This is a genomic window from Streptomyces sp. a15 (genome assembly GCF_059026085.1).
In genome coordinates this window covers 45522-71730 of sequence record NZ_JBWLKM010000047.1, presented here as the reverse complement: position 1 = coordinate 71730, position 26209 = coordinate 45522, and the positions used below count along the sequence as shown (strand labels likewise).

23 protein-coding genes and 6 pseudogenes are annotated in these 26209 nt (G+C 69.6%); 10 read left to right on the top strand and 19 right to left on the bottom strand.

What is annotated here, in order from left to right; all coding sequences use genetic code 11:
• Both AC5P09_RS34360 and AC5P09_RS34355 read right to left on the bottom strand, forming a co-directional pair.
• Positions 1-194 (bottom strand): annotated as a pseudogene (locus AC5P09_RS34360) (transposase); the annotation flags it as partial.
• Position 195: 1 nt separating this feature from the next.
• Positions 196-405: pseudogene (locus AC5P09_RS34355) on the bottom strand (hypothetical protein); the annotation flags it as partial.
• Positions 406-634: 229 nt separating this feature from the next.
• Here AC5P09_RS34355 and AC5P09_RS34350 point away from each other — a divergent pair.
• From AC5P09_RS34350 to AC5P09_RS34335, 4 genes are all read left to right on the top strand, one after another.
• Positions 635-2992 carry an NACHT domain-containing protein gene (locus tag AC5P09_RS34350; RefSeq protein WP_493877621.1) on the top strand — a complete coding sequence of 786 codons (2358 nt, stop codon included), beginning with the start codon at positions 635-637 and terminating at the stop codon, positions 2990-2992.
• A 153-nt stretch (positions 2993-3145) separates the two neighbouring features.
• A complete protein-coding gene (locus tag AC5P09_RS34345) occupies positions 3146-3328 on the top strand; it encodes a hypothetical protein (protein WP_493877620.1) in 183 nt (60 codons plus the stop codon).
• A gap of 135 nt (positions 3329-3463) precedes the next feature.
• Complete coding sequence (locus AC5P09_RS34340) at positions 3464-4225, top strand: GAF and ANTAR domain-containing protein (protein WP_307675520.1); 762 nt, start codon at positions 3464-3466, stop codon at positions 4223-4225.
• A 79-nt stretch (positions 4226-4304) separates the two neighbouring features.
• On the top strand, positions 4305-5021 hold the full coding sequence (locus tag AC5P09_RS34335) for a GAF and ANTAR domain-containing protein (RefSeq protein ID WP_493877619.1): 717 nt from the start codon (positions 4305-4307) through the stop codon (positions 5019-5021).
• Between the two features lie 98 nt (positions 5022-5119).
• On the opposite strand, the gene AC5P09_RS34330 is transcribed toward AC5P09_RS34335, so the two are convergent.
• Entirely contained in the window at positions 5120-5938 is an 819-nt protein-coding gene (locus tag AC5P09_RS34330) for a SigB/SigF/SigG family RNA polymerase sigma factor (protein ID WP_493877618.1), read from the bottom strand.
• 405 nt (positions 5939-6343) lie between these two features.
• Between AC5P09_RS34330 and AC5P09_RS34325 the strand changes: the two genes are divergently transcribed.
• Positions 6344-6991, top strand: a complete 648-nt coding sequence (locus tag AC5P09_RS34325) for a hypothetical protein (protein ID WP_493877617.1) — start codon at positions 6344-6346, stop codon at positions 6989-6991.
• Positions 6992-7012: 21 nt separating this feature from the next.
• Here the strand turns inward: AC5P09_RS34325 and AC5P09_RS34320 are convergent, their stop codons facing one another.
• From AC5P09_RS34320 to AC5P09_RS34295, 6 genes and pseudogenes are all read right to left on the bottom strand, one after another.
• The gene (locus tag AC5P09_RS34320; RefSeq protein ID WP_493877616.1) at positions 7013-7411 is read right to left on the bottom strand and encodes an ANTAR domain-containing protein; all 399 of its coding nucleotides are present in this window, start codon (positions 7409-7411) and stop codon (positions 7013-7015) included.
• A 53-nt stretch (positions 7412-7464) separates the two neighbouring features.
• Complete coding sequence (locus AC5P09_RS34315; protein WP_493877615.1) at positions 7465-7827, bottom strand: ANTAR domain-containing protein; 363 nt, start codon at positions 7825-7827, stop codon at positions 7465-7467.
• Positions 7828-7859: 32 nt separating this feature from the next.
• A complete protein-coding gene (locus tag AC5P09_RS34310) occupies positions 7860-8138 on the bottom strand; it encodes a hypothetical protein (protein WP_266438041.1) in 279 nt (92 codons plus the stop codon).
• A 481-nt stretch (positions 8139-8619) separates the two neighbouring features.
• Positions 8620-9737 (bottom strand): annotated as a pseudogene (locus tag AC5P09_RS34305) (HTTM domain-containing protein).
• Positions 9727-10266, bottom strand: a complete 540-nt coding sequence (locus AC5P09_RS34300) for a DUF5819 family protein (protein ID WP_493877614.1) — start codon at positions 10264-10266, stop codon at positions 9727-9729. Before AC5P09_RS34300 ends, AC5P09_RS34305 begins: the two are co-directional and overlap by 11 nt.
• 329 nt (positions 10267-10595) lie before the next feature.
• The gene (locus AC5P09_RS34295; protein WP_493877613.1) at positions 10596-11198 is read right to left on the bottom strand and encodes an ice-binding family protein; all 603 of its coding nucleotides are present in this window, start codon (positions 11196-11198) and stop codon (positions 10596-10598) included.
• 941 nt (positions 11199-12139) lie between these two features.
• On the opposite strand from AC5P09_RS34295, the pseudogene AC5P09_RS34290 reads away from it, so the two are divergent.
• Positions 12140-12232: pseudogene (locus tag AC5P09_RS34290) on the top strand (cold shock domain-containing protein); the annotation flags it as partial.
• Positions 12233-12595: 363 nt separating this feature from the next.
• Positions 12596-12883, top strand: a pseudogene (locus tag AC5P09_RS34285) (polysaccharide deacetylase family protein); the annotation flags it as partial.
• Between the two features lie 62 nt (positions 12884-12945).
• Here the strand turns inward: AC5P09_RS34285 and AC5P09_RS34280 are convergent.
• The 7 genes from AC5P09_RS34280 to AC5P09_RS34250 form a co-directional block, all read right to left on the bottom strand.
• The gene (locus AC5P09_RS34280) at positions 12946-15339 is read right to left on the bottom strand and encodes an ATP-binding cassette domain-containing protein (RefSeq protein ID WP_493877612.1); all 2394 of its coding nucleotides are present in this window, start codon (positions 15337-15339) and stop codon (positions 12946-12948) included.
• A 107-nt stretch (positions 15340-15446) separates the two neighbouring features.
• The gene (locus AC5P09_RS34275) at positions 15447-15860 is read right to left on the bottom strand and encodes a VOC family protein (RefSeq protein WP_493877611.1); all 414 of its coding nucleotides are present in this window, start codon (positions 15858-15860) and stop codon (positions 15447-15449) included.
• 10 nt (positions 15861-15870) lie between these two features.
• Positions 15871-16314 carry a helix-turn-helix transcriptional regulator gene (locus tag AC5P09_RS34270; protein WP_493877610.1) on the bottom strand — a complete coding sequence of 148 codons (444 nt, stop codon included), beginning with the start codon at positions 16312-16314 and terminating at the stop codon, positions 15871-15873.
• Between the two features lie 65 nt (positions 16315-16379).
• Positions 16380-17591: a glycosyltransferase family 2 protein gene (locus AC5P09_RS34265; protein ID WP_493877609.1), complete on the bottom strand. Its 1212-nt coding sequence runs from the start codon at positions 17589-17591 to the stop codon at positions 16380-16382.
• Positions 17592-17735: 144 nt separating this feature from the next.
• Positions 17736-18968, bottom strand: a complete 1233-nt coding sequence (locus AC5P09_RS34260) for a DegT/DnrJ/EryC1/StrS family aminotransferase (RefSeq protein ID WP_493877608.1) — start codon at positions 18966-18968, stop codon at positions 17736-17738.
• Positions 18969-19077: 109 nt separating this feature from the next.
• Positions 19078-20223, bottom strand: a complete 1146-nt coding sequence (locus AC5P09_RS34255; protein WP_493877607.1) for a GNAT family N-acetyltransferase — start codon at positions 20221-20223, stop codon at positions 19078-19080.
• A 144-nt stretch (positions 20224-20367) separates the two neighbouring features.
• Positions 20368-21150, bottom strand: a complete 783-nt coding sequence (locus tag AC5P09_RS34250) for a hypothetical protein (RefSeq protein WP_493877606.1) — start codon at positions 21148-21150, stop codon at positions 20368-20370.
• A 94-nt stretch (positions 21151-21244) separates the two neighbouring features.
• Here AC5P09_RS34250 and AC5P09_RS34245 point away from each other — a divergent pair, with 94 nt between their 5' ends.
• A complete protein-coding gene (locus tag AC5P09_RS34245; protein WP_266438021.1) occupies positions 21245-21757 on the top strand; it encodes a glutathione peroxidase in 513 nt (170 codons plus the stop codon).
• A 90-nt stretch (positions 21758-21847) separates the two neighbouring features.
• Complete coding sequence (locus AC5P09_RS34240) at positions 21848-22714, top strand: MerR family transcriptional regulator (protein WP_493877605.1); 867 nt, start codon at positions 21848-21850, stop codon at positions 22712-22714.
• 147 nt (positions 22715-22861) lie between these two features.
• On the opposite strand, the gene AC5P09_RS34235 is transcribed toward AC5P09_RS34240, so the two are convergent.
• The 3 genes from AC5P09_RS34235 to AC5P09_RS34225 all read right to left on the bottom strand — a co-directional run bounded on the left by AC5P09_RS34235 (position 22862) and on the right by AC5P09_RS34225 (position 25103).
• A complete protein-coding gene (locus tag AC5P09_RS34235) occupies positions 22862-23056 on the bottom strand; it encodes a DUF397 domain-containing protein (protein ID WP_493877604.1) in 195 nt (64 codons plus the stop codon).
• Positions 23057-23255: 199 nt separating this feature from the next.
• On the bottom strand, positions 23256-24125 hold the full coding sequence (locus AC5P09_RS34230) for a helix-turn-helix domain-containing protein (protein ID WP_493877603.1): 870 nt from the start codon (positions 24123-24125) through the stop codon (positions 23256-23258).
• Positions 24126-24347: 222 nt separating this feature from the next.
• A complete protein-coding gene (locus tag AC5P09_RS34225) occupies positions 24348-25103 on the bottom strand; it encodes a GOLPH3/VPS74 family protein (RefSeq protein WP_493877602.1) in 756 nt (251 codons plus the stop codon).
• Between the two features lie 228 nt (positions 25104-25331).
• Here AC5P09_RS34225 and AC5P09_RS34220 point away from each other — a divergent pair.
• Positions 25332-26209: pseudogene (locus AC5P09_RS34220) on the top strand (D-alanyl-D-alanine carboxypeptidase); the annotation flags it as partial.

The window sequence follows — 26209 nt, the reverse complement described above, 5'->3', positions numbered from 1 at the left end:
CGCGGGAACCGGGACAGCGCCTGCTGCGCTGCCTGGAGCTTCTCAGCCGCACGGCGGCCGTGGCGTGGGTTGGGCACGAACTCGCCGCCTGAGTCCGCGAGGAAGTTCGCTATGCCCAGGTCGATCCCGACCACGCTGCCGGTCGCGGGCAGCGGTTCGGACTGGTCCTGTTCGGCGGTGAGCACGACGAACCACCCGGCTCAGGCGTACGTCCTGCTCGAGGTGCCGGATCACTTCACGGATGCGCACGGCGTCCTCGGCCGCCGCCCGATGGAATCCGCGGTACGCCGTCGCTGCCGGTCCTCGCCAACCTGCCTCGATGCGGTCGACGATCGCGTCCATTCGCTTGATCTGCTTGTCCAGGTAGGCCTGCCTGTCGGCGGACACGCTTCCATCAGCGACCATCCGGTGCCGCCGGGACCGGCGACAGCACCCCCCGGATCACCAAGGACAGGGGCAACGAGTCATACCGGCCCCGAAGGCCACGAGCCCGAACCGGGCTCCACGACGAAGGCAATGGACAGTACGCCCGTCAGCGGCAGTCCGAAAGTGGTGGCGGCATTGCCGGGACCTTGTCACACTCCGTCATATGCCGTCCCCTTTCCGTGGTTTGAGTCGCAGACGGAGGGCGGCGTTGGGAGCATTCGCGCTGCTCGTCGCGGCCGGATTCTCCGTCATCCTCGCCTTCGTCGACAGCGAGAAACTGGTTGCCCTGGTCAGCGGAGCCGCGGCGGAGCTGCTGGGTGCGCTGGTGCTGGGGATCTGGGCCCTGCTGATGGACGGTTCCGTCGCCGCCGACGACTCGCCGAGGACGCCGGCGCAGGCGGCGGACGCCCTCGCGAGGGAGGCCGTTGAGCTTTACGATCAGCGGCAGCGCGCTCGGAATCTGGTCGAGCACGAGCCCGTGCCGGTCCGCTGGATGTGGTCACGCCACCAGGTTTTCGGACGTCCCGAGGACGTCATCCACCCAGAACATCCGGAACATGGTGTGGGTTCGCCGCGCTTCGCGGTTCTGCCGAACGCCGAGCCCGCCTCACCGGGCATGCTGGCAGAAGGGGGTCTCGGCGAGCTGTTCAACGTCTACGCCGGGGTGAGGAGCGGTCGAGTGGTCGTGCTCGGTGAGCCAGGATCAGGCAAGTCCGCAGCCGCCGTTCTCACAGTTCTGAAGGCCGTTCAGGAACGCCAGGCCATCGAGGACGAGCGGGAGCGCGAGCGGGTGCCGGTTCCGGTGCTGCTCACTCCGAAGGGCTGGAACCCGAAGATCCAGAAGGTCCAGGACTGGCTCGCCGACCGGCTCGTCAGTGACTTCAAAGCCCTGCGCGCACCCTCCTTGAGCACTCGGACGCCGGCACAGTTGATCTGCGAGCGGCGCATCGCACTGTTCCTCGACGGCTTCGACGACATCGACCCCGAGCAGCGGGACGCGGCGCTGCTCGCCCTGCGCGATCTGAGCGAGAACATCCGGCTGGTGATCTTCAGCAGGAACGAGCAGTTCACGCAAGCGGCGCAGATCCGGCGGCTCCCCAGGGCCGCCGTACTCGAACTCCAACCCGTGCCGGCCGGGGTGGCGGCGGACTGTCTCTCAGCCTGGCAGCCCGATGGAGTCCACTTGCACCTCCGGCAGCCGCTGGCCGAGCGCGTCAGAGAAGAGCCCGACGGTGTACTGGCACGGGCCCTCCGTACGCCTCTGATGCTGACCCTGCTGCGGGACGCCTTCCCCCAAGGCGAGATCGACGGATTCCCCGCGCTGGTGGAGGAGTTGCTGACGCCCGGGAGGTTCAGAACTCCCGAGGACATCCACGACCGTCTCCTCAAGCAGATCCTGCACCGGGCGTACCCTCCTGACCGCCCCAACGCCTCCACCCCGTACACCCTGGACCAGGCGCAGCGCTGGCTCGGCCGCATCGCCAAGCGGATGACCAGCGACGAGGCACAGGAACTGGCGTGGTGGCGCATGCACGAGTGGGCCTCCGCCGCCTGGCGGATCCTCGCGGGGATAGCCGGCGGCGGTCTCGCCGCGGGGCTGATCGCCGCTCTCGTGGGGCGGTTCACCAACGAACTCGGCGAACGGACGGTCATCGGGGTGCTCCCGGCCGTGGTGGCCGGTGCGGTGCTCGGGCTCGCCACCGGAATCGTCACCGAACGGCGCGCCGCGCATGTCAATCTGCTCCGAGGCTCCGAGAGGGCAAGCTTCAACGCCGGGATGGGGTTGATGTCCGGGCTCGCGGTCGGGAGCGCGGTGGCGCTGACCGTCGGCCCCGCAGCCGGACCGGTCGCGACGGTGATCGCGGCGCCGGTGGCTGCCCTGACGGCCGGGATCGGGACCGGTTTCGCCGCCGGCCTGCTGGACCTGACTCCTCCCGAGGCCACCACGAGCTCACAGGCATCGCCCCTACTTCGCTTCCTGGGCCGACTGGTGGTGGGACTCCCGGCCGGGCTCGCCACCGGGGTCCCGGCCGGCCTGGCGGGCGGTATCCCGCTCGGCCTCGCCCAGGGAACGCGGCGCGGGCTCGTCGTCGGCCTGGCCATCGGCATCGCCTACGTCCTCGCGTTCGGCCTCCTCGACGGCTTCGCCCGGATCGCGCCGAACGCCGACTCCCCCGCGGGCCCGAAGTCCGCCTGGAACGAGGACCGGAAACACAGCCTCTCCACGGGCGTCGTCTTCGGACTCGCCATGGGGTTCGCGGCCGGGCTCACCGATTCCCTTGCCACCGCCCGGCACGATCCCCTCGGGGTCGCGATACCGGTCGGACTCATCACCGGAGTGGTGGTCGGTGTCGTGACCGGGACCGCGGCCGGCCTCACCGTGTCCAACAGCTGGCGGACCATGGTCGTGTTCGTCCAGCTGTGGGTGCTGCGTGTCCTCCCGCTGAGGGCGATGCGCTTCCTCGAGGACGCCCGCGAACGGGACGTACTGCGAGAGACAGGGCCCTTCTACGAGTTCCGGCACGCGCGGCTCAAGGACTATCTGGCTCGGCAGCCGGAAAGCTGAACGAGAACGTGCCAGTTGCCGAGCCTTCCCGCCGACATCACCACCTGTCACTGGATTCGCACGACTGATCGGCACCGTACGGGGAAGCCAGCTGATAGCGGCGCAGCCACCGGGGTCACCGGTGATTCACCGTCCATCGGCAGGAGAAGACAGATGCTGGCATTCGTGGCGGGCGCGCTCTTCGTCATCGCCTTCATCATCCGCGTCACGGAGACGTCGACAGATACGATCTTCAGTCCGACGAGTCTCATGTTCGTCGGCCTTGCTTTCCTCGCCGTGCACGTGGCCGGCGTAGGGGCCGGCCGGTCCCCCCGGGGAAGTGGACGTCGCCGCTGAGCAAGGAGCCCCACTCAGGGCTTCCGGCAGCGCCTTGGCGTTCGACCACGTTCCGTGCGCTGGTACGGCCCGTCGGGGAACGAACCGCAGCCAGGACGGACGGCCTCGTCACAACGCCTGGAAGGGGTGGCCCGGGTGGGGACTGACAGGCGGTCGTCCCGCGTTCGGATGCTGGTGGCCGAGCAGGCGGTCCGGCGTGGTGCGCGGGTCGGTGTGGTGGACGTGTGCACCGCGGCCGTGGCCGCGCTGCCGGTCGGCGGGGCCGGGCTGTCGGCGATGTACCGGTCCGCGCCGAGCCATCCGTTGTGCAGCACCGACGCCATCAGCGAGCAACTGGAAGAGCTCCAGCTCACCCTGGGCGAAGGGCCCTGCGTGGACGCCTTCCTGCACGGCTCGGCCGTCCTGACACCCGATCTGCTCACCCGTGACCTGCAGAACCGCTGGACGGTGTTCGCCGACGCGGCCCTGGAAGCCGGAGCCCGCGCGGTCTTCGCGCTCCCCCTGCAGCTGGGGGCGATCAGCCCTGGAGTCCTGGACCTGTATGCCAACGTGCCGACCGCGCTGGACGCCGAGGAACTGGCCGACGCACTGGCGTTCGCCGACCTCGCGACGTTGGTCCTGCTCGATACAAGGATCGACGAGACGGGCGCGCCGACCGGCGGTCCGATGCCGGACCAGAGCTTCGAGGACCTGGGCGCGTACCGCGCGGAGATCGACCAGGCCAGCGGCATGCTCACCGCCCAGCTCGGAGTCGGCATCGAAGAAGCCTTCGTCAGACTTCGTGCCTACGCGTATATGAGGGGCCGCCGGCTCGCCGACGTGGCCGCCGACGTGGTGGCCCGCCGAGTCCGTTTCTCTCCGGACGCGGAGCCGAACGAGGAAGATGAGAGAACCTGACGTATGACTGCCGACCGCCGAACGCGCCGCATTTCCCGCCCGTTCAGGCCGGGACCAGTCTCAATCGAGGGTGCCCACGATGGATCAACAGCTTCTGGCCAAGACCTTCGTCGAGCTGGCCGACAATCTGGTCGCCGACTTCGACCTCATCGACTTCCTGCGCCTGCTGACCGACCGCTGCGTCGGAATGCTCGACGCGAGCGCCGCCGGCGTACTGCTCGCCGACCGGGACGGCAAACTCCGCGTCATGGCCGCCTCGGACGAACAGGTGCGCCTGCTGGAGCTCTTCCAGCTCCAGAACGACGAAGGCCCCTGCCTTGAGTGCTTCCGCACCGGCACACCGGTGATCGTTCCCGATCTCGGTACGGAGACCGCCCGCTGGCCGCGCTTCGCGGTGGCGGCCCAGCGCGGCGGGTTCGGGGCGGTCCAGGCCCTGCCCATGCGTCTGCGGGACGAGGTCGTCGGCGCCCTGAATCTCTTCCGCGCCACTCCCGGCCCGTTCGATCCGGCCTACACGCCGGTCGCCCAGGCCCTGGCCGACGTCGCCACCATCAGCCTGCTGCAACAACGCACCGTCCACCGCGGCACGGTGCTCAACGAACAGTTGCAGATGGCGTTGAACAGCCGGGTACTGATCGAACAGGCGAAGGGGAAGCTCGCCGAACGCCAGGGCATCGACATGGAGCAGGCGTTCACCGCGCTGCGCGGCTACGCCCGCGCCCACAACCGGCGCCTGGTCGACGTGGCCCGCTCCTTCATCGACGACTCCGAACCCCTCGCCGGTCTGGGGTCCTGACGTACGCCACACAGCGCCCAGCGCCGAGCGCCGAACACCGAGCGAGGCCGTCGGGCCCCGGCCCGGCAGTCCGGCGCCGCCCGTGCACCGGGACGTCGTCACACCGCCCTCCTGCCGTCGTGGGCCTCGGCCATCACCTGGTCGCGCAGGCGCGCACAGGTGCGGGTGATCAGACGGGAGACGTGCATCTGCGAGAGACCGAGCTGCAGGGCGATCCGATCCTGCGTCATCTCGCAGAAAAACCTCATGTAGAGGATCTGTCGTTCGCGTTCGGGCAGTGCCCGCAGCAGCGGGCGGAGTGCCTGACGGTTGACGATCAGGTCGAAGCCGGGCTCCGTGCCACCGAGAGTGTCGGTCAGTGGGTGACTGTGCTCGGAGCGGCCGGGTCCGGCGTCCAGGGACTGCGTGGTGAAGCTCTCCATCGCCCCCTCCCCCAGCCGTACCTCCGCCTCGGTGAGGCCGGTGTGCGCGGCGATCTCGTGAACGGAGGGTTCACGGCCGTAGAGCGAAGCGCACTCATGGCCGGCGGTGCGGACCCGGCCGCGCAGCTCCTGTACGCGTCGCGGCACATGTACGCCCCACAGATGGTCCCGGAAGTGGCGTTTCACCTCGCCGAGGATCGTCGGTATGGCAAAACTCGGGAAGGCGGTGCCGTGGTCCGGGTCGAAGCGGGTCACTGCCTTGACCAGGCCGAGTTGGGCGACCTGCTTGAGGTCTTCGAAGGACTCGCCGCGATGGCGGAAGCGCCCGGCGAGCCGTACGGCCATCGGCGCCCAGGCGCACACCACCTCCTGCCGCAGCGCGAACTTCTCCGCGCCGTCCGGGAGGGCGGTGATACGGCGGAACGCGGTATCGGTGTCCGGAGCGTCGTCATAGGGGTGTGTGCTTCGTGGGCTCTGTGCGCGTGCGTACGGCATGGGCACGTGTCTCCCCGATCGGTGGCGTCGCTCACCGTGGGAGCCGGCAGACCGCAGCACACTGGGGAGCAGCGACAGCTGCCCCCACGGGCGTGCCTCCGGTCTGAAGCACACCGGGTGAGTGCCCGGGCAGCCCGCTTCCAAACAGGAACTGCGCCACTCAACTGCGGCGGCTCACGGTCGACATGCGGGCGAGAGCAACGCGTGCGGGCGGTGCCCCGCCGCTATCCGCGCCATCGGCGCCGCACCGTCCATCCGCCGACGCCCCAGTGACCCCAACGGGCCCCGGCGCGGCGCCGATCCGGGGCTATGCTGCTGAACGACGTCCCAGACCCAGGCGCCGCACCGCCCATCGGCCACGATGGCACTCCCGCACGTTTCCGGTCTCCTGAAACGAGGCGCCCCATGCAGACTCCGCGGCAACCCCACGAACCCGAAGGCTCCAAGCCGACCGCCATGGACACGGTGCGGCTGCGCCGACTGAACCGATGGCAGGCCGAGGGGATGCGAGAGGACCTGGCGGATCTCTACGTGGAGTCCTCCGCCACCCCGGCCGGTCAGGAATTCCAGGATCGGCAGGACTTCCTGCGCCGTCTGGCACACGACGTCCAACAGCCGGGATTCGACATGCTGGTCGCCGAGGCGCAGTCCCTGACCGGCTGTGTCCTCGGATTCCCCGTGCCGCGCGACGGCTCCTGGTGGCAGGAGTTCGAGGGACCTCTGCCACAGAACCTCGAGCAACTGACCGCCTCCGGCCATGTGTTCGCCATCACCGAGACCCTCGTCCATCCGCACGAGCACGCTCACGGGCTCGCCCGCCGCCTGCAGGAGCGCCTGCTCGCCGACCATCAGGCTTCGCTCGGCGTCACCTTGGTGGATCAGTCCGACCGTCCGGCCCGTGCCGCGTTCGAGACCTGGGGCTGGCAGGAGGCGGGGCGGGTCCTCCGCGCACCACCGACCGTCCTGTGCGTGGTGCTGCTGCCCCTCGGAGAGCGCACGACGGAGCATCCGGACGGCCTCTCCCACAACGCCCGGACCCAACGGCCCGAGTAGCCGCCCCCGCCGGAACGGGAGTCACGGAGGGTCGCGGCGGTGCCTCGTTGCGACATGCGTCGATGTGCGGTCCGCCAGATGAAGGCCCCGCAGTGCTCGGCGCAGCTCCCGCTGTATCGGCTCCGGAAGCGTCCGGTCGTTCGTCGTGACGACCAGAGCCGCAGCCACGTCCCGGAGCTTGATGTTGCAGTGCTGCGACACGTCCACCAGCACGTCCCAGGCCCTCTCGCTGGAACACGGCGCGAGGGCCATCACCATGCCGCGCGCCTGGTCGATCACCGCTCGGCTCGCCAGCGCTCGCGCCAACTGTTCGTTCTTGGCGCGCAGTTCGACGACCTCGGCCAGCAGATCCGCGTCCCCCGTCGCAGGCACGGTTCTCAACAGTCGTTGTTCTTCACGGGGCGTGGTCACCTGGTGCATCGTGCGTACCTCACAGGGCAGTCATCCTGTCCATAGGTGGTCGGCGGCGTGCATCACGGCCTCTCCCTTTCCGCGTGAAATCGCCGCAGCGTACGACGCAGCGCCCGCTGCACGTGTGCCGGGAGCGGCTTGCCCTCCCAGGCGGCGACCACGGCCGCTGCCACCTCCGGAAGTCTGGCGTCGCACTGCCGTGAGACATCCACCAGCAGCTTCCTGGCCGCCCCGCGGCGGCAGGGGGTCAGGACCATCACCATGCCGCGGGCCTGGTCGATCACCGCACGGCCGGCCAGCGCCCGCCGCAGCTGGTCATTCTCGGCGCGCAGGGCGACGACGTCCTGCCCCGCCGGCGTGTTCCCCCACGTGGCCTCGGCCCGGAGATCCCACCACTCCTGTTGGATCACGGTCGTGCGTTGCATGGCATACACCTCTCAACGGACCACTTCACAGGTCACCTGCGGTGTTCACGGTCCCGACGGTCCTCGCGCCTCCAGCGCGCCCGGTGCTGACGGCTGTAGCGGCGGTCCCAGCGTTCCTGACGATTCCGGCGCTCCTGGTAGCCCCGGTAGTCCCCGAGGTCGGAACTGCCGCCACGGCTCCGGCCTCCGCCACGGTCGCGGCCGTAGCGGGTGGCGCCGTAGACCAGCACTGCCGCGGCCACCCACCAGATGGGGTTGAGGAAGCCGAAGCCGAACAGGGCCACGATGAGGATGAGAAGCAGGGCGAACACAGTGGGCCTCCCCGGGAGCGGGACACAGCATCGATACCGGGGACTGGGGCCTCACCCCACAGCGTAGTCCTGTCCGGAGGCCGCGGATACAGCGCGACGTAGGCCGTCCTGCTCGGTACGGATGGCTACTTGACACCGGTACGCGCTGATCTTCCCGCTTCGGTCCCGCCCGGCCTGGCAGCACGGCGTAGGGCTGTGCCCCCCCGGATCATTCGGGCGCGGCATTCCTGCGGGAAGCCATGGTCGAAGCCTCTTCGAGGCGCTGGTCGCCGAACAGCCGGCCGACCCGTCCGACACCGACACGGCCGACCTCCATCGCTGGGCGGGCTCGGAACTGCTTCCGCAGGGCGACGGGCGCCCTCACAGAACGGCGCCGGGTCCTTCGTTCAGGCCGGCAGGAACCGGCCGCCGGAACCCGGACAGAGGAACTACGGCTCGCCACAGCCGGCTCATGTCGCCGCGGCCCGGACCACCCAGGGCTTCAGTGGCCGGACGGTGCGGGCTGCGCCGGCACGAGTGGCGGCTCTCCGTGAGGCGGAGCCCCCGTCTTCCAGGTGTCTGCCCGCCTGCTCGTGCGCCGCCACAGTCGTCCCAGTGACCGGTAGAAGCGGTCCGGCAGGAACACGGCGTCCGCGATGATCATCGCGCCGGAGAAGAGGGGCAGCCCCATGAGGACGGCGATGCCCAGGTGCATGCCCAGCAGCAAGGCCAGGACCGGGTACTTGAGCCGTCCGAACAGGACGAACGGGAAGGCGACCTGCAGCAGCACTGTCAGGTAGCAGGCGATGGCGAGCAGTACGTCGTGCTCGTCCGCCATGAGGGAGAGTTCGGGCCAGGGCCGGAACAGGTCGAGGTTCAGGACGTAGTGGAGGGCGGTGCCGTTGCCCCAGGTGCCGCCCTGCACCTTGTAGAGGCCCGCGGATCCGTAGAGGAAGCAGACCTGGGCCGCGATGACGAACATGCCGCAGTTGTGCAGCACGGACGTCAGGGTCCGGTGGGAATCGCGGAGCCCGACCGCAGCCCGGCGGCCCACCGGCGGACGCGTGGCTTTGCCCGCGGAGCCTCGGAGACGGGTTCTGCGCGCATCCAGGGACCAGCGTCGGCCGCATGCCGTGAAGACGAGGTACATGGCCATCAGGAGGATGAGGTTGTCTCCGCCGTCGGTCATGAAGATCGCCCTGGCGTGGAACGACGCCACCATGATCGCGAACAGCACGGACACCGCTCGGGTCCGCCAGCCCAGCATGAACAGCGCGGACGTGACGAGAGCCGACGCGTAACAGACCTCGAAGTACACCCGGCTGTCGGACAGGGTGAGGAGGCTGGCCCACCCCGTCTGGCCGAACAGCTGCGTGGCCAGCTCGGGCGTCCACGGTGAACCAGGCCCCCAGATCTCGTCGCGGTGCGGAAACTCGCGCAGCAGGAAGACTAGAGCAGCCCGTACCCGATCCGCAGCACGGCCGCGGCGTACAGCGAGACCGGCCGCTCGGTCAGGACGACGAGCAACGCACCGATCCGCTCCGGTACGCGGCGCGACGTGCCTGCGTCCGCCGGCTCGGGAGTACGCCCGTACCGTGTCTGTGCCTGCTCAGTTTCCATGGGAGGCCACCTTCCACCAGGGCAGATACCGCGTTTCAGCAGGCTTCGGAGCAGCAGCGGACGGGCCGGGGACGCCCGCCGCGGCGGGCGCCGCGATGGGCACAGTGACCACTCGCAGCTGGACGGACTCGAAGCTGCCACCGCGATGGGCGGCGATGCGATCGGCCGCGATGTTGGTCAGGTACTGCTGCACCATCAGCGCCCGCTGCGAGCGCGGCTGGTCGTCACCACCGTGGGTTTCGAGGTACGAACTCCATGCCCGCCGCAGCATGTTCTGTGCCGTGTGGCTCGGGAAGGCGTTGTGCTTCACCGCGGAGTTGTCGACGGCGGTCAGATCGAACCAGCCGCTCACCTGCGCGGTGCCGTCCGGGGTGGTGTGCATGGTCCTCGCCGAGATCTGCCGGTTGACCGACTCCGGATCCGGCGCGAAGAGCCGCCAGTTCTGCTCGAACAAGGGGAAGACCCACGCACCGACCTGCCGGCTGTACTGCTGGGAGAGGGGGTTCGGAGGCGCCACGTGCAGAAACACGAGGAGAACATGGACCAGGGCGGTGGCCAGACAAAGGACCACGGCGACGCTCGTCCCTGCCTTCAGGAGGCTGGGCGGAGATTTAGAAGACCCACGGCACGCGAGGGCTTCCCCTCCCCGATCCTCCTGCTGTCCTGTCGGCGGAGTGCCGGTGCGGTCCGGTCCGTCGACGTCCACCCCTTCAGCGCCACCCAGCACGGCCCCACCCGGCCTTTCCACCCTGGCTTCTCGCATGACCTCTCCCGAGACTTCGCCGACTTCGCCAGCGGCGCGCGACGGAATCGACCACGACCCGTCGCGCGCCGCTCGCCCTGCTTGCTCACTTGGAGCTAGGCAGCCTTCTTGTGGTGATCTTCGTGATCGCTGCCGTAGCCCTCGGGTTTGCCGGGCTTGCCGGGCTGTCCCCCATGTCCGTCATGCTCACCGGGCTTGTCGTTGTGATCATGGTCGCCGGGCTTGCCGGGCTCCTCCTCGTGGTCGTGGTCGCCGTTTCCACCGATCACGCCACCGTTCACGCCGCCGTTCACGCCGCCGTTCACGCCACCCGTGGTGGCGCCCGCGACCAGGTCCGTCTTGGCTTGCGCCGCGACCGCGTTCGCGCGGTGCTGGGTCCCGAGCACCAAGCCCGGCGGGAAGCCGGAGACTGCCGTTCCCGGGTGCACTCCGAGGTTCCCGGTGATCACCGAAGGACCGGTGTTGGTGACCGCGGAACCGGCCAGCACCGCGAAGCTGCCCGCCGTTTCCAGGTCCACGGGTGTGGCGAGGGCGTTTGCGCGTGTCGGCGTCATCGCGAGGACGACGGCGGCGATCACCACCGCCGTTACCGCCGCGATCCACACCGACATGGTGCGCCTTACCGGCGCTTCGGAGATATTCAGCGTCGTCGAGGGGCCAACTCCCTTTTGCGGATGTTCTTGGCGGTTCCTGGTCACACAGAATCGCCTGTTTCTGGCGTTGGCATATTACTGAGGAGTGTGACGGTCGATGATTTCCCGGAGCTGGTTCTCCGGAATTACTGAATAGACAGCAAAATTCATAGGAATGCCTAATGGGCCGGGTGGCCCCAAAATCACAATTGTCGCCGGGTGCGTCCGCCCGGCGCAGTCGGCGGGACGGGAGAAACACCACGAGAAGATCACGCATGCCCCGCACAAAAGATGGCCATTCCGATGGGTGTCGCCCGAAGCGAGGCCACTTCATGATCTTGGGATTTTCGACGAGGATCCGGCCGCCACCTGCGCTTATCTGATGTGCGAGGGCATGGTCGCAGTAGACAGGCCGCGCGCGACGCACCCGGCACAGCCAAGTCGGCACGTCACGGTGTTCGGTGACTGGCAGGCCGAAGGAAAGCGCGCGGCGATGCGTCGCTCGGGATATACTCGAACAGCACTGTCCGCAGTAATATTGACTGTGGGTCGGTTCACTCTCACGTGCAACCGCCCGGAAGGGCGACTCCGGCGTGTTTGCGCCGGAGTCGTTGTCGTCGGACATCACCTGCGTCGCTTCAGTGGCGTGTGCCGCGCGCGGGAGTTCTTCGTACAGCAGCCGGCCGACGCGATCAACGGTGAGAAGACGAGCCTGGAGAAGACCCTCAGGACCTGCGCGCCGCCGCCCGGCATCTCGTCGGCCGGTGCCGAGGGAGCCGGTTCCGGCGTCCGTGGCTCAACCACGTTGGAGGGGGGTGGTGTCGAAGCTGCACGAGGTCCTGGACCGACGTGGCTCGGGGATCTCTTCTGAGCCACCCCCCTTGGTCGCGCTCTCGCCGTACCGCGACAGCAGACCGACCCAACGCTGCGTAGCGTACGGGCAGCCCCTGACAGCCGGGCCGCACCACAAGCGCATCAAATGCCGGCGCAGAGAGAACCCGTAGGTCGGACAGCAGGTCGACCTCACATGGGAAGCCCCCGGCTTCGAACAGGACGGCTACGACTACCGCGCGGTGAGCATCGTGCCTCGGCCTGCCTGACACCCACACCTGACATCAACGATGTCGCACGTTCAAATCCAGGTCGCGCAAGGTCAGAGCCCGCACACCATCAGCAAGGGCAGCAGCGCACCGGCGACCGTCGCCGCCGCACCGCTCGATGCGGGCGGGACTGCGGGGTGAGGACGCGGCGCAGGCGGATGAGGGCGCCGGGGCGCCTGTGCCCAGGGCTGCTTGCGGAATCGGGGACGACGCCACCTCGCACCAGGTGGTGCCCGGCCCTGGATGTGGGCGTGCTCGTATTCCTCGACAGTCGGGCGTGCGCCCGCCCATGACACGAACGTGATCACGGCGTTGTCCTTGCGGAAGTCGGGGACGTACGTGTCCCCGTGGGCGCCGTGCGCCGGCGGCGGTGGCGACACCGGAAGCGGGTGTACGGCGACCCTGTCCGCCGGGCAGCAGTGGAGCGACCGCTACAACCTCAATGTCTCGCTCTCCGGCTCCAGCAACTGGACCGTGACCATGAACGTGCCCTCCCCCGCGAGAGTCCTCTCCACCTGGAACACCAGCGCCAGTTACCCCAGCGCCCAAGTGCTGACCGCCAAACCCAACGGCAGCGGCAACACCTTCGGCGTCACCGTCCAGCCCAACGGCAACTGGACCTGGCCGACCGTCTCCTGCAGCACCAGCTGACCGCTGACCACCTGTGGCGCGGCGGGTCCTTGCCGCCGCGCCACCCGTCCCCAAGAACTCCGTCAGGCGCCGACGTACGCCGCCAGGTGCTCACCGGTCAGCGTCGAGCGGCTGTCGACCAGGTCGGCGGGTGTGCCCTCGAAGACGATGCGGCCGCCGTCGTGGCCGGCGCCGGGGCCGAGGTCGATGATCCAGTCGGCGTGTGCCATGACCGCCTGGTGGTGCTCGACGACGATGACCGACTTGCCGGAGTCGACGATCCGGTCGAGCAGGCCGAGCAGGTGCTCGACGTCGGCGAGGTGGAGGCCGGTGGTCGGCTCGTCGAGGATGTAGATGCCGCCTTTCTCGGCCATGTGGGTGGCCAGCTTGAGCCGCTGCCGCTCGCCGCCGGACAGGGTGGTGAGCGGCTGGCCGAGGCTGAGGTAGCCGAGCCCGACGTCGGCGAGCCGCTCGAGGATGGCGTGCGCGGCCGGCGTGCGCGCCTCGCCGGTGCCGAAGAACTCCTCGGCCTCGGTCGCCGACATCGCGAGCACCTCGCTGATGTCGCGGCCGCCGAGGTGGTAGTCCAGGACCGCCGCCTGGAACCGCTTGCCCTCGCAGTCCTCGCAGGTGGTGGCGACGCCGGCCATCATCGCCAGGTCGGTGTAGATGACGCCGGCGCCGTTGCAGGTGGGGCAGGCGCCCTCGGAGTTGGCGCTGAACAGCGCCGGCTTGACGCCGTTGACCTTCGCGAAGGCCTTGCGGATCGGGTCGAGCAGTCCGGTGTACGTCGCCGGGTTGCTGCGTCGGGAGCCCTTGATCGCCGCCTGGTCGACCGACACCACACCCGCGCCGGCCGGGATCGACCCGTGGACGAGGGAGCTCTTGCCGGAGCCCGCCACGCCGGTGACCACGCAGAGCACGCCGAGGGGGATGTCCACGTCGACGCCCTGCAGGTTGTGCCTTGTCGCGTCGCGGATCTCCAGTGTGCCGGAGGACTTGCGCACGGTCTCCTTGAGGGTGGCCCGGTCGTCGAGGTGGCGGCCGGTGACGGTGCCGCTGGCCCGCAGCCCCTCGACGGTCCCCTCGAAGCAGACGGTGCCGCCCGCCGTACCGGCGCCGGGGCCGAGGTCGACGACGTGGTCGGCGATCGCGATCGCCTCCGGCTTGTGCTCCACGACGAGCACGGTGTTGCCCTTGTCCCGCAGCCGCAGCAGCAGGTCGTTCATCCGCTGGATGTCATGGGGGTGCAGGCCGATGGTCGGCTCGTCGAAGACGTAGGTGGTGTCGGTGAGCGAGGAGCCGAGGTGGCGGACCATCTTGACGCGCTGGGCCTCGCCGCCCGACAGCGTGCCCGCCGGCCGCTCCAGCGAGAGGTAGCCGAGGCCGATCTCCACGAACGAGTCGAGGGTTCCGACGAGTGCCGTGAGCAGCGGTGCCACCGACGGCTCGTCGAGGCCGCGGACCCATTCGGCCAGGTCGCGGATCTCCATCGCGCACGCGTCGGCGATGCTGACCTTCTTGATCTTCGAGGACCGGGCGCCCTCGCTGAGCCGGGTGCCATCGCACTCGGGGCAGGTGGTGAAGGTGACCGCCCGCTCCACGAACGCCCGGATGTGCGGCTGCATCGCCTCCTTGTCCTTGGACAGGAACGACTTCTGGATCTTGGGGATGAGTCCTTCGTAGGTGAGGTTGATGCCGTTGACCTTCACCTTCCTCGACTCGCCGTAGAGGAAGTCGTGCATCTCCTTCTTGGTGAACCTGCGGATCGGTTTGTTCGGGTCGAGGAGGCCCGACTGGGCGTAGAGGCCCACGGTCCACTGGCTGTCCGACTTCCAGCCGGGGATGGTGAACGCGCCCTCGGCGAGCGACTTGGAGTCGTCGTAGAGCTGGGTGAGGTCGATGTCGGAGACCGAGCCCCGGCCCTCGCAGCGCGGGCACATGCCGCCGGTGCGGTTGAAGGTCGCCTTCTGCGCCTTGGTCTTGTTGCCGCGCTCGACGGTGATCGCACCGCTGGCCCGGACCGAGGCGGTGTTGAAGGAGTACGCGCTGGGCGGGCCGATGTACGGCTTGCCGAGCCGGCTGAAGAGGATGCGCAGCATCGCGTTGGCGTCGGTGACGGTGCCGACGGTGGAGCGGGGGTCGGCGCCCATCCGCTGCTGGTCGACGGTGATCGCGGTCGTCAGTCCGTCGAGTACGTCGACCTCGGGCCGCGCCAGCGTCGGCATGAAGCCCTGCACGAAGGCGCTGTAGGTCTCGTTGATCAGCCGCTGCGACTCGGCGGCGATCGTGTTGAACACGAGCGAACTCTTGCCCGAACCGGAGACGCCGGTGAACACCGTCAGCCGGCGCTTCGGGATCTCGATGCTGACGTCCTTGAGGTTGTTCTCGCGCGCGCCGTGCACGCGGATCAGGTCGTGGCTGTCGGCAACGTGCGGCGCAGGCGACTGCGTGTTCGTCCTCGTGGCCCTGCTCATCGTCTCTCCATCTGTCGGTCGGGTCCGCACGGCGCGGGAACCCCGGCAGTCACGCCGCTTCGGCCCGTGGCGTGTGGGTGCGGGTCACGGCTGCGACGCCGGACGGCTCAGGGCAGCTCCTGGATGCGGATCAGGTTGCCGGCGGGATCGCGGAAGGCGCAGTCGCGGATGCCGTACGGCTGCTTGGTGGGCTCCTGGACGACCTCGGCGCTGTCGGCGGCCTGCACCCGCTCGAAGGTGCCGTCGAGGTCCCGGGTGGCCAGCAGGATCCAGCCGTAGGTGCCCTTGGCCATCATCTCGGCGATGGTGCGGCGCTCGTCGTCGGTGATGCCGGGGTCGGCGGCCGGCGGTGCCAGGAGGATGGACGTGTCGGGCCGGCCGACGGGGCCGACCGTGATCCAGCGCATCGTGCCCTGTCCGACGTCGCTGCGGACCTCGAAGCCGAGGGCGTCGCGGTAGAAGGCCAGGGCGGCCTCCGGGTCGTCGTGCGGGAGGGAGCTCGCATGAATGGTGATGTCCATGGCTGTCACGCTAGGCGGGGCTCGCGGTCGGCGCTTCTCGATTCCTGATCGGCCTGGTCACTTGTTTCGCCACGCAGGACGGCATGCCCGCCGTCGCGCGCGCCGCCTCGCGGCGGTAGACGCTGGGCGGCATCCCGACCAGCTCGGTGAAGCGGGTGCTGAAGGTGCCCAGCGAGGAGCAGCCGACCTCGAAGCAGACCTCGGTGACGTTGAGGTCGCCACGCCGCAGGAGCGCCATCGCGCGCTCGATGCGCCGGGTCATGAGATAGCCGTACGGCGATTCTCCGTAGGCACGCCGGAACTCGCGGCTGAGGTGCCCGGCCGACATGTGCGCGCCCCGTGCGAGCGCCTCGACGTCCAGCGGCTGCGCGTACTCCCGGTCGATCCGGTCGCGGACGCGACGCAGCCGCGCGAGGTCGCGCAGGTGCTGCGTCGCGTCGGGTCTGCTGGTCACCCGCAAAATCGTGCCACGGCGCGACGGAGTTGCCTAGCGCCGGTGGCGTCCCGCTCCGCTCGGCCCTATCCACGGGTGCGCAGGCTCCGCAAATGTCTGCGGACCTTCCGCACCGCCCGCCGGGCGGCCGGCTGCGGGAGCTTCGACGACGGCAGGACGCGCCGGCTGCCGGACCAGTCCGGCACGGTGACCTCGTACGCCTCGTCGGGAATGCCCGTGCGCCGGTCGCGGAAATGCGGATAGGCGAGGTGCAGGCGGCCGGCGCGGCCGTGATGGACCGCTTCCGGCACCGTCCTGGCGCGGACGAATTCCAGTACGTTCTTCAAGGGATCCAGTGCGCCCATGGCAACGCAGGTGAGGATCAGCCGCTCCCCGACCTTTATCCGGTCGCCTATGCCCTTGGTCCAGTACGCCGTCATCATCGGAGCGGCGAGTTCCATTTTGTGCCGCTGCTCGTTTTCCGGCTCTTTCAGCAGGCCGACCCTGAATTGCTGCAGCAGTCCGATCGTGAAGGGCCGGACCATCAGCTGATCGCGTTCGGCACCCGGCGGCACGAGTCGCGCGATCAGGTCCATCAGCGCGTGGATCGCCGCGAAGCGCGCCGTGTAGTCGCCTCTTTGGGTCGCGTGTTTTCCGTCGTCGCGGCGGACCAGGTAGTAGCAGACGTAGTCGGCGACGACGGACACGCCGTTGCCGCTGAGATACGCCTCCATGGTGAAGAGGGCGTCCTCGCCGGTGGTGAGGTCCTCGTCGAATCTGAGGCCAAGGCGCAGGAGCAGTTCGCGCCGGAACAGCTTCTGGGCGCTCAGCGTGAAGATGACGCCGGAGGTGTAGACGTCGGCACGCTCCCGCGTGCGGCCGAACATCGACCTCGCGACGCCCCGGCCGACCCCCTCCATCTTGCCGAGCACCACATCCGTGCCGGCACGGTCGGCCATCGCGACCATCCGCTCCAGGGCTTCGTGCCCCAGATAGTCGTCGGCGTCGAGAAAGAAGACATAGCGGCCGCGGGCCGACTCCAGGCCGACATTGCGCGGGCCACTGGGACCACCGGAATTGGCCTGCCGTATCACCCGGGTGGGCACCATCGACACGGCGGCGAATTTCTCCAGGTATTCACCGGTGCCGTCGCTCGACCCGTCGTCGACGGCCACGATCTCGATTCGGCCGGATCCCAGTGTCTGTGACTCGACCGATTCCAGACAGCGGACTAAATAGGGCATGGCTTCATACGCGCCGACGACAACCGTGACGTCGGGCACAGGTTCACTGTTCATTAACGGCAAGACAACCGGTAATGAACGATGGTTGCCCGGAATTACACCATCCGGATATCGTAACCGGCGGGAAACAGTCCAGTTGAACAGTCCAGTTGAACAGTCCAGTTCCTGACCGCCCTCGCCGTCCCGATGAACGCGGGCTCACTGCCCCAGCGGCGTCGGCGGCCTCCTCGTGTCGGAGACCGGGGCCGGGGTCGGCGGGCGGGCCGTCGTGGCCCGTTCCCTGGTGAGGGCGCTGGTGATCCGGTGCGCGAGGAGAGGGTCCGCCGGGAGGACGTGGGAGGCGAACCAGCGGGCGGGAGCCGGGTCGGGGGACGGCTCCACGAACTCCGCGCCGGCGTAGTCGTCGAGCGGAGGATCGTAGATGTAGCCGCAGACGATGCCGTGGTTCACGAGGCGCTCCACGAGGGCGTCCCGGTCGTCGACCAGGAGCGGCGCACGGAAGAGGGGGAACGGGCCGTTGTGGGCGGCCCGGTCGCGCAGGGCCGGGGAGGCCCAGGGCGTGCCCGAGAGGAAGGTGACGCCGGCCCTGCGATGGGCGAGGTCGGTGTCGAGCCGGGCCATGCGCAGGGCCAACTGGCCTCGGACCAGGGCCCCGTGACGGGTGCGGAAGTCGTGCAGGTCGACGCGGACCCATGGCTCGTACGCGGTCAGGTTCGGCGCCCGGAGTGCGGAGGCGGTCAGGCGCGGGGCGTGCAGGGCCATGCGGAAGTCGTCGCGTTCGAGGAGGCCGAGGCGCTGCATCGTCCGCCAGGCGGGGCGGACCAGGCGGAGGGTGCGGACGGCCGAGCGGGCCAGGGGGCGCAGGGTCGCGGCCAGGTCGGCGCGCAGACGGGTCGGTTCGAGCAGGTCGTCCCGCAGGAGCTCCAGCTCGCGCCGGGTGCGGACGTCCTCCACGGCGAGGAAGCCGCCCGCCATCGCCGCCACGTGCTTGGAGAGGCTGAAGGCCGCCGCCCTGCCGAACGTGCCGATCGGCTGTCCGTCGACGTGCGTGCCGATCGCGTGGGCCGCGTCCTCGATCAGCGGAATGCCCAACTCGTCGCAGCGCAGGCGCAGTTCACCGACCCGGTCGGGTACCCCGTACAGGTTCGTGGTCAGCACCGCGTCCACGTTCCGCCACGTGGCCTCCGGTACGGCGGCCGGGTCGATGTTGCCGTCCCAGGCCGACACCGGGGCCTGTACCGGGCGCAGTCCGGCCGCCAGGACGACGAAGAGGATCACGTCGTCGTTCACCGGCGACATCAGCACCCGGCCGCCGGGCCGGCACCAGCGCCGCAGCGCCAGATACAGGGCCAGCCGCGCCGAGGGCGTGTAGACGCATTCGCGTCCGAGTCGCCGTGTCATCGTCGCAGCGAGCCGCGATCCGTACGGCATCGTCACCTCTTCCTGAAGAGCCGTCGAAGAGCCACAGAAGAGCCACAGAAGGAGCCACAGAAGAGTCTGTGAGGAGTCGCGGAGCGAAGGGAAAGGCGGAGCGGTCCGCTCAGTGCGCGCGCGGAGCCGCTCTGCCCGCCGCCGGGCCGGCCGACGTACGCAGCCCGCCGACCGTCTTCAGGAGCCGGTCGGCCGGCTCCCGCAGCGTGGGATGGGCCAGGACCGTGTTGCGCAGGCCGCGCACCGGTCTGCGCCACAGCCGGTGGGCCGCCGCGACCGGGTGCGGACGGGTCGCGAACCCCTCGCCCACGCGCAGTTCACGGGTCTTGAGCCAGTCCTTGTACTCCTTGTCGCCGCGCCCCATGTCCATGAGCCGCACGCCGTCGCGTCCGGCCGCCTCGGCCATCCGCAGGTGCATGATCAGGCCGGGCGAGTAGTAGTGGAAGTCGGGGTCGTACGCGGTGAACCAGGCCGCGAAGACGGTGCGCGAGCGCGGCCCGAAGTGCGCGGCCACCGGCCGGTCCCCCGCGTACACCACGGACAGCACGCCGGTGAAGTGCTCCTCGCGGACGCGGAAGAGGTGCTCCACCAGGTTGACGATCCACGGGCGCGCGAACCGGTCCATCCGGCCCGTCCGGCGGTACTGGGCGGACTTCCACTCCATGAGCCGGCGCAGCATCCGCGGGTCGCGCTCGTCGTGGACGAACCGCATCTCGCCCACGTTGCGGGTCAGCCGGCGTTCCTTCTTCAGCGTCGTCTTGGCCAGCCCCGGGTACGCGGCCCGCAGCCACTGCGGGTAGTCGCTGTCGCCGCTGTCCTCGAGGTCGACGACCGGCGAGGCGAACGTGCCCGTCACGTAGTCGCCGAAGGGCTTCTGCTCCTCGACGAGGTGGTCGAACTCGAGGACGGACAGCCCGCAGGCCCGCAGCAGTTCCTGGGCGTCCCAGGTGACACCGGGGCGGTGCACGAGGGCCTGGCAGTCGGAGAGACCGAGACCGATGGCCCGGCCGACACCGAAGGCGCCCCGCTCGTACGGGAGGAAGCCGACCGGCTCCCCGTGCTCGTGCAGCACGGCCACCCGGGCCGCCCCGCCGCGGTGCAGGCCGACCCCGGCGGCGAACTCCGGTGCCAGGAACGGGTTCGCGTACTCGGGCGACTCGTCCATCGCCCGGTGCCAGGCTCCGCGGAGCTCGGTGCTCAGCTCCTCGGATCTGTGGATCGTGATGTCCGCCTCGGCCTTGCTCGTGGCTCGCACGGGCGACCGCCCCCCTGTATTCCCCTGTGTTCCCCCATGACGCGTTGCCGCGTCCTGCCCCAAGGATCAAAAGTCGCGAAACAGTACGCAGACTGTCAAGGGTGGCGGTCGCAATGGATTGGTATGGATCGGGTGCGAAACGCCCTACGCAGTCTCGCGGAGCTCTTCTCTCACGCAGGCCACGATGACGCCGACTGGCAGCGTGGCGAACCCCACCACCAGCAGGATCTTCCACCCCTCGCCCGGCCCGAACAGCTCGGCCTCGACCACAGCGACGGCCAGGAAGCCCAGCAAGAGATACATCAGGACAATGACCGGGGAGGACACGCCGAGCAGTTCCCGACGGCCGAACACCACGAGCAGGGCGACGCCGGGGGCGAGCCAGGCGCCCAGCAGGGACCACAGCTTCCCCCACTCCCCGAACAGAGCCCGGTAGCCGAAAGCCGGGTCGAGTTGCTCGGTGTGGTCGCCGACGGTGATCCGCACGACGATGTCCCGCCAGAGGAGCAGCTCCGCCCGGTCGCCGCGCTCGACCTGCCGGTACGTGTCCCGCCCCACGTGGATCCACTCGGTCCGCGCGTCGCCGTGGACCCGCATGTCCGTACGCAGGCGGTAGTGCGTGGCGCAGCTCTCCACGCCGTAGCTGTCCGTGCTGCAGGACTCCTCGGTCTCCTTGTCCGTGACCGTGCCGGTGCCGGGCACCAGACAGTCCGCGCCCGAGGCCGTACGGACCTCTCCGGCCGGGCACGCGGAAGCACTCCGGTACGCCTCCTGCGACCGGTACTCGTCGACCAGCGGCGTCGCCAACGGCCAGGACAGCAGGACGAGTCCCGCACCGATCAGCAGCCGTACCGCCCGCAGGCTCAGGCGCCGCGCGCCCAGGTGCCGTAACGCGACCTTGTCCTCGGGACCCCGGGTCCTCCCCATGCCCACACCCCTGTGCGGGCACGAGGGCGGCGGCCCGAACGGTTCCTTCCGCACCGGTGGCCGGGCCGTCACCCGGCCGGGCTAGCATCCGCTCATGACGACTGTGGACAGCAATGGCGTTTCCCCCCTCGACGTCGAGATCGGTGCCCTCCAGGGCGGCTCCGCGGACCTCGCCCAGTACGCCGGCCGGGCCGTGCTCGTGGTGAACGTGGCCTCCAAGTGCGGGCTGACCCCGCAGTACACCGGCCTGGAGCGGCTCCACGAGCAGTACGCGGAGCGCGGCCTCACCGTGCTCGGCGTGCCCTGCAACCAGTTCCTCGGACAGGAGCCCGGCAGCGCCGAGGAGATCGCCGAGTTCTGCTCGGCGACCTACGGCGTGAGCTTCCCGATGACCGAGAAGGTCGAGGTCAACGGGGAGGACCGGCACCCGCTGTACGACCGCCTGACCGGCTTCGCCGACGCCGAGGGACACAGCGGGGACATCCGCTGGAACTTCGAGAAGTTCCTCGTCGGCCGCGACGGCAAGGTCGTCGCCCGCTTCTCCCCGCAGACCGAGCCGGAGGCGCCCGAGGTCGTGGCGGCCATCGAGGCACAGCTGGCCGGCTGACCTCCTTACCCAGGGCTTCCCCGGGGCCTGGTTGACCTTGCCCCTGGGGCAGGGTCGAGCGTCCTCGTCACCGGGCGGAAGAGCCGCCCGGTGACGGAGGATGACGTGGTGGACGAAGGACTGCTCACCATCGGCGCGTTCGCCGCGCGGGCCCGGCTGTCGGCCAAGGCCCTGCGGCTGTACGACCGGCTCGGACTGCTGGCACCGGCACACGTCGACGAGGTCAGCGGCTACCGCTACTACCGCGCGGGCCAGGTCGAACGCGCCCGGCTCGTGGCCATGCTGCGCCAACTCGACATGCCGCTCGCGCGGATCGCCGAGGTGGTCGAGGCGGCGGGAACCGAGGGCGCCGACCGGCTCGCCGCGTACTGGGAGGACGTAGAGGCGCGGGTGGCCGGGCAGCGGACGCTCGTCGAGTACCTCCGTGGACGACTGTCGGGGAGGAGCTCCGAGTTGTACGGGAAGTTCGAGGTCGAGACGGTGGACGTACCGGCGCAGGTGGTGATCACCGAGACCCGGCACACGCTGGCGGACGAGCTGCCGGCCTGGATCGGCGCGTCGCTGGGCCGCCTGGAGGCGGCGGCCCGGGAGTGCGGGGGTGTGACGGCGGCGCCGTTCGTCGTCTACCACTCCGAGGTGTCGATGGAGAGCGACGGCCCGGCCGAGTCCTGCGTGCCGGTCGCCGACGAGGCGGCGGCGCGGGCCTGGGCGGCCGGGCAGGGGCGGCGATGGGAGGCCGGGGTCCGGGTGGAGCCGGCCCGGCGGCTCGCCTACACGCGGATCTCCAAGGCGCAGGTGGCGCATCCGCAGATCCTGGCCGCGTTCGAGGCGGTGGAGGCGTGGCTGAAGCGGGAGGGTCTGGAGTACGACGGACCGTGCCGGGAGATCTACTTCGCCGACTGGGACGCGGCGGGCGCCGAGGACCCGGTGTGCGACGTGGCGTTCCCGGTGCGCTGAACTCCGCGTCGGGCCGGCCCGCTTCCGGGCACAAGCCGAGCCCCCTCGGCAAGGACGGCGAGCTGGTCGAGAGGGCTCTTACAGTGGTGCTTGTGCAGTTGTCGGTGGTGCGCTCGGCTGGGGATGAGGATCAGAAAGACCCTCTCCCTACGCCTTGACCGAGGCCACGAACGCGTTCCACGCGTCCGCGGGGAACCTCACCTTGATTCCGTCGGGGCCGACCTTGGTGTCCCCCACGTCCAGCGACGCCTCCTTGGTCGACCTGACCATCACGCAGGCACCGTTGTTGTTCGTGTACGAGGACGTCAGCCACGTTTCCGTGGCACCCAGGCGAATTGCCATGTTTGCTCCGTTAGGCAGTAGCGCAGTTCGGTTTCCGCCAACCTCTATTGATCGTTGGCGTGATCGACGCTACTCGCCGACTTCCCCTTTCGGAGCAGCCGTTCACTCTTCCGGATGGCATATTCCACGTGACTCCTCCAGCAGCCCGGGCCGCGGTGTAAGATCCGGCGCTTCCTGCCAAAAGGGTTCACCGGAAGGCTCAGTGGACGGACTCGCGGGCGTACTCCTTCGCCACGTCCTCGATGAGCTGACGCGACTGGTCCACGTTCAGCGCCTGCGCCCGCAGGTGCTCGTACATCACCGTGTACTTCTGCACGTCGTGCGCCTTCTCCAGGTAGAGGTCGCTGGTGACGCCCTCGATGTACACCACGCTCGAGTCGGCCGCGTCGGCGAACTCCAGGATGGAGTACTGGCCGTTGATGCCGGGATGCGCCCCCACCTCGAACGGCAGCACCTGCACGGTGATGTGCGGACGATGGGACATCTCGCCCAGGTACTCCAGCTGTTCGCGCATCACCTGCCGGCTCCCCACGACCCGGCGCAGCGACGCCTCGTCCAGCACCACCCACAACCTGAGCGGGTCCTTTTCGGCAGCGATACGATCCTGCCGGCGCAGCCGGACCTGCGCGCGCTTGTCGATCTCGGTGTCCGAGGTCTCGGGCGAGCCGCCCCTGATGATGGCCTCGGCATAGGCGCGGGTCTGCAACAGCCCGGTGATGATCTGGGGTTCGTAGACGCGCAGCGACTCGGCGTCGGTCTCCAGGCCGATGTACACGCTGTACGGGATGTCCCCGAAGGCATGCCACCAGCCCTGCTGCCGCGAGTCCTTGGCCATCTGCATCAGCGACTCGACGATGCGCTGGTCCTCGACCTCGTACACCCCGCACAGATCGCGGACGTCGCGCTGGCTGATGCTGCGCCGGCCGTTCTCCAGCCGGCTGATCTTCGACTGCGAGACCAGCAGTCGCTCGGCGACTTCCTCGGCCGTCATGCCCTTGAGCTCGCGGAGCCTGCGCAGCTCCTGGCCCAGTCGGCGCCGCCTGACGGTGGGATTGACATTGGACGCCACGGGACGTGCACCTCCGGCTGCGTGCCTCATACTTGCCACTTTGCGTATCTGCTGTTGAGCAGACTGCCACCAAGGCGCGTACTACCGCTGGGAAACGGTGGATATGCGCGGACCCAGCGGCTCCCGTACCGGTCTTGGGGACTGCGGTGCGGCGCTCGGTGGTGCGGGTCATGCTGTGTGGTGCCCTGGTGCCCTTGGTGCCCTGGTGTCGTGGAACCGCGCTCAGTGGGCCACGACGCGCGCCATCGATCCTCGGCGCGGTTGCATCGGAACGCCGCGGGCGGGTTCCGGTGCGGGCCTGGCTCCGGGGGCGGCCTGGCGGCCGGCCGGTGCCGGGCTGCGACGCGGCTGGGCAGCCGCGCCGTTCTGGACGTCCATCACGGCGTGCGCCACGAGGCCACCCATGGGGTCGTGCCTGATCAGGTCCCGCAGCCGGGATCGGGACGAGCGTCCCTCGTTCCCCGGATACAGGTGCTTGCCGAGGCCGACCGCGTGCGCCAGTGCGGCGAGAGCCGCGGTCCGCGGGTCCGGTGGTACGCCGGTGCGGATCGCGGAGTCCAGTCGGGCTCTGATCTCCCGGCTGATCTCGGTCTGACTCGCCTGGTAGCGAGTCGTCGGCAGCACTCCGCACATCTGGCCCGCCACGGCATGCACCATGCCGCACCGCTCCAGATGCGAGAGGTAGGTCTGGCGCAGCCCGAGACGCGGCCCGCCAATCCAGTGGATAGCACGTACCGGAGCGCCACGCCTTCGCAGCAACTCCAACGCGCAGTCCAAAGTCGGATCTCCAGTCGGCCGTGGGGACACCACGGCGATACGATCCCCGTCTGGGGCTATCCGTCCGGCCAGCGCCAGCTCCACTAGCTGCGCTCCGGCCAGACCAAGGTCGAGCGACTGCGGCTGTGCGGTGGTACCCGTGGCCGGGTCCAGCGCCAGTAGCAGAAGCTCCTCCGGAAGTGTTCTGCGGCTCATGCCCATCCATGCCTCCCCGCGTGGATGAATGACAGGGTGACCCCTCTCACAATGGTCTGTCGAGGGTGCGTGACCTGTTTGTAAGGGAACCGGTAGGTATGTCGTTCTCGTCTACCGTCCCGGGCAAGCCCACACACAGGACACTGGTACATGGTTCGGACACTGCGGGACAGCGGTGTTCCGGGCGGCGGTTCACGGTTCGATAGGCGCACGGACACGGGTGGTGTCCGGCGCATGGAGGAGGCATCGGTGGCGGGCGAGTCCCCCGACAGGTCGAAGCAGCGCGAGTCGTCGGCAGAACCGACGTCGGGGAGCGCGGGCCCGGTTCCCGAGGCCAGGACGGAGTCCCCCGACCCCACCGAGAAGCGCGACCCGCGCCTCGCGGTGGCCCGGGAGTCCTCCGGCGCCGCCTCCACGGCCCGTGGCGGCGTCGACACGGCGACGAGGGTGTTCTCGGTACGGGAACTCACCGCGGACGCGGAGAAGGCCGAGGAGGCTGCTCCGGACGCCGCGCAGCCGGAGGCTCACGCCGGGGCACCGGGGGCCGAAGAGGCCGCGCAGGACGCCACGGAGGCCGGGACGGCCGAAAGGCCCGCCAAGGGGGCCGTGGGGCCGCAGGCCGGCAGCTCCGACGCCGAAGAGGCCGACGAGGCCGACGAGGCCGACGAGGCCGACGAGGCCGCTCAGGACACCACCGAGGCGGAGGCTGACGCCGCGAAGCCCGGGGCAGACGAAGCCGCGCAGGACACCACCGAGACCGGGACGGCCGAAAGGCCCGCCAAGGACGCCGTGGAGCCGCAGGCCGACAGCGGCGACGCCGAAGAGGCCGGGCAGGCCGCACAGGACACCACAGAGCCGCAGGCTGACGGCGGGAAGCCGAAGGCCGACGAGCCCGCTCAGGACACCACCAAAGCCGGGACGGCCGAAGGGCCCGCCAAGGACGCCGTGGAGCCGCAGGCCGGCAGCTCCGACACCGAAGAGGCCGGGCAGGCCGGGCAGGCCGCCACGGAGCCGCAGGCTGACGGCGGGAAGCCGGAGGCCGACGAGGCCGCTCAGGACACCACCGAGGCGGAGGCTGACGCCGCGAAGCCCGGGGCAGACGAAGCCGCGCA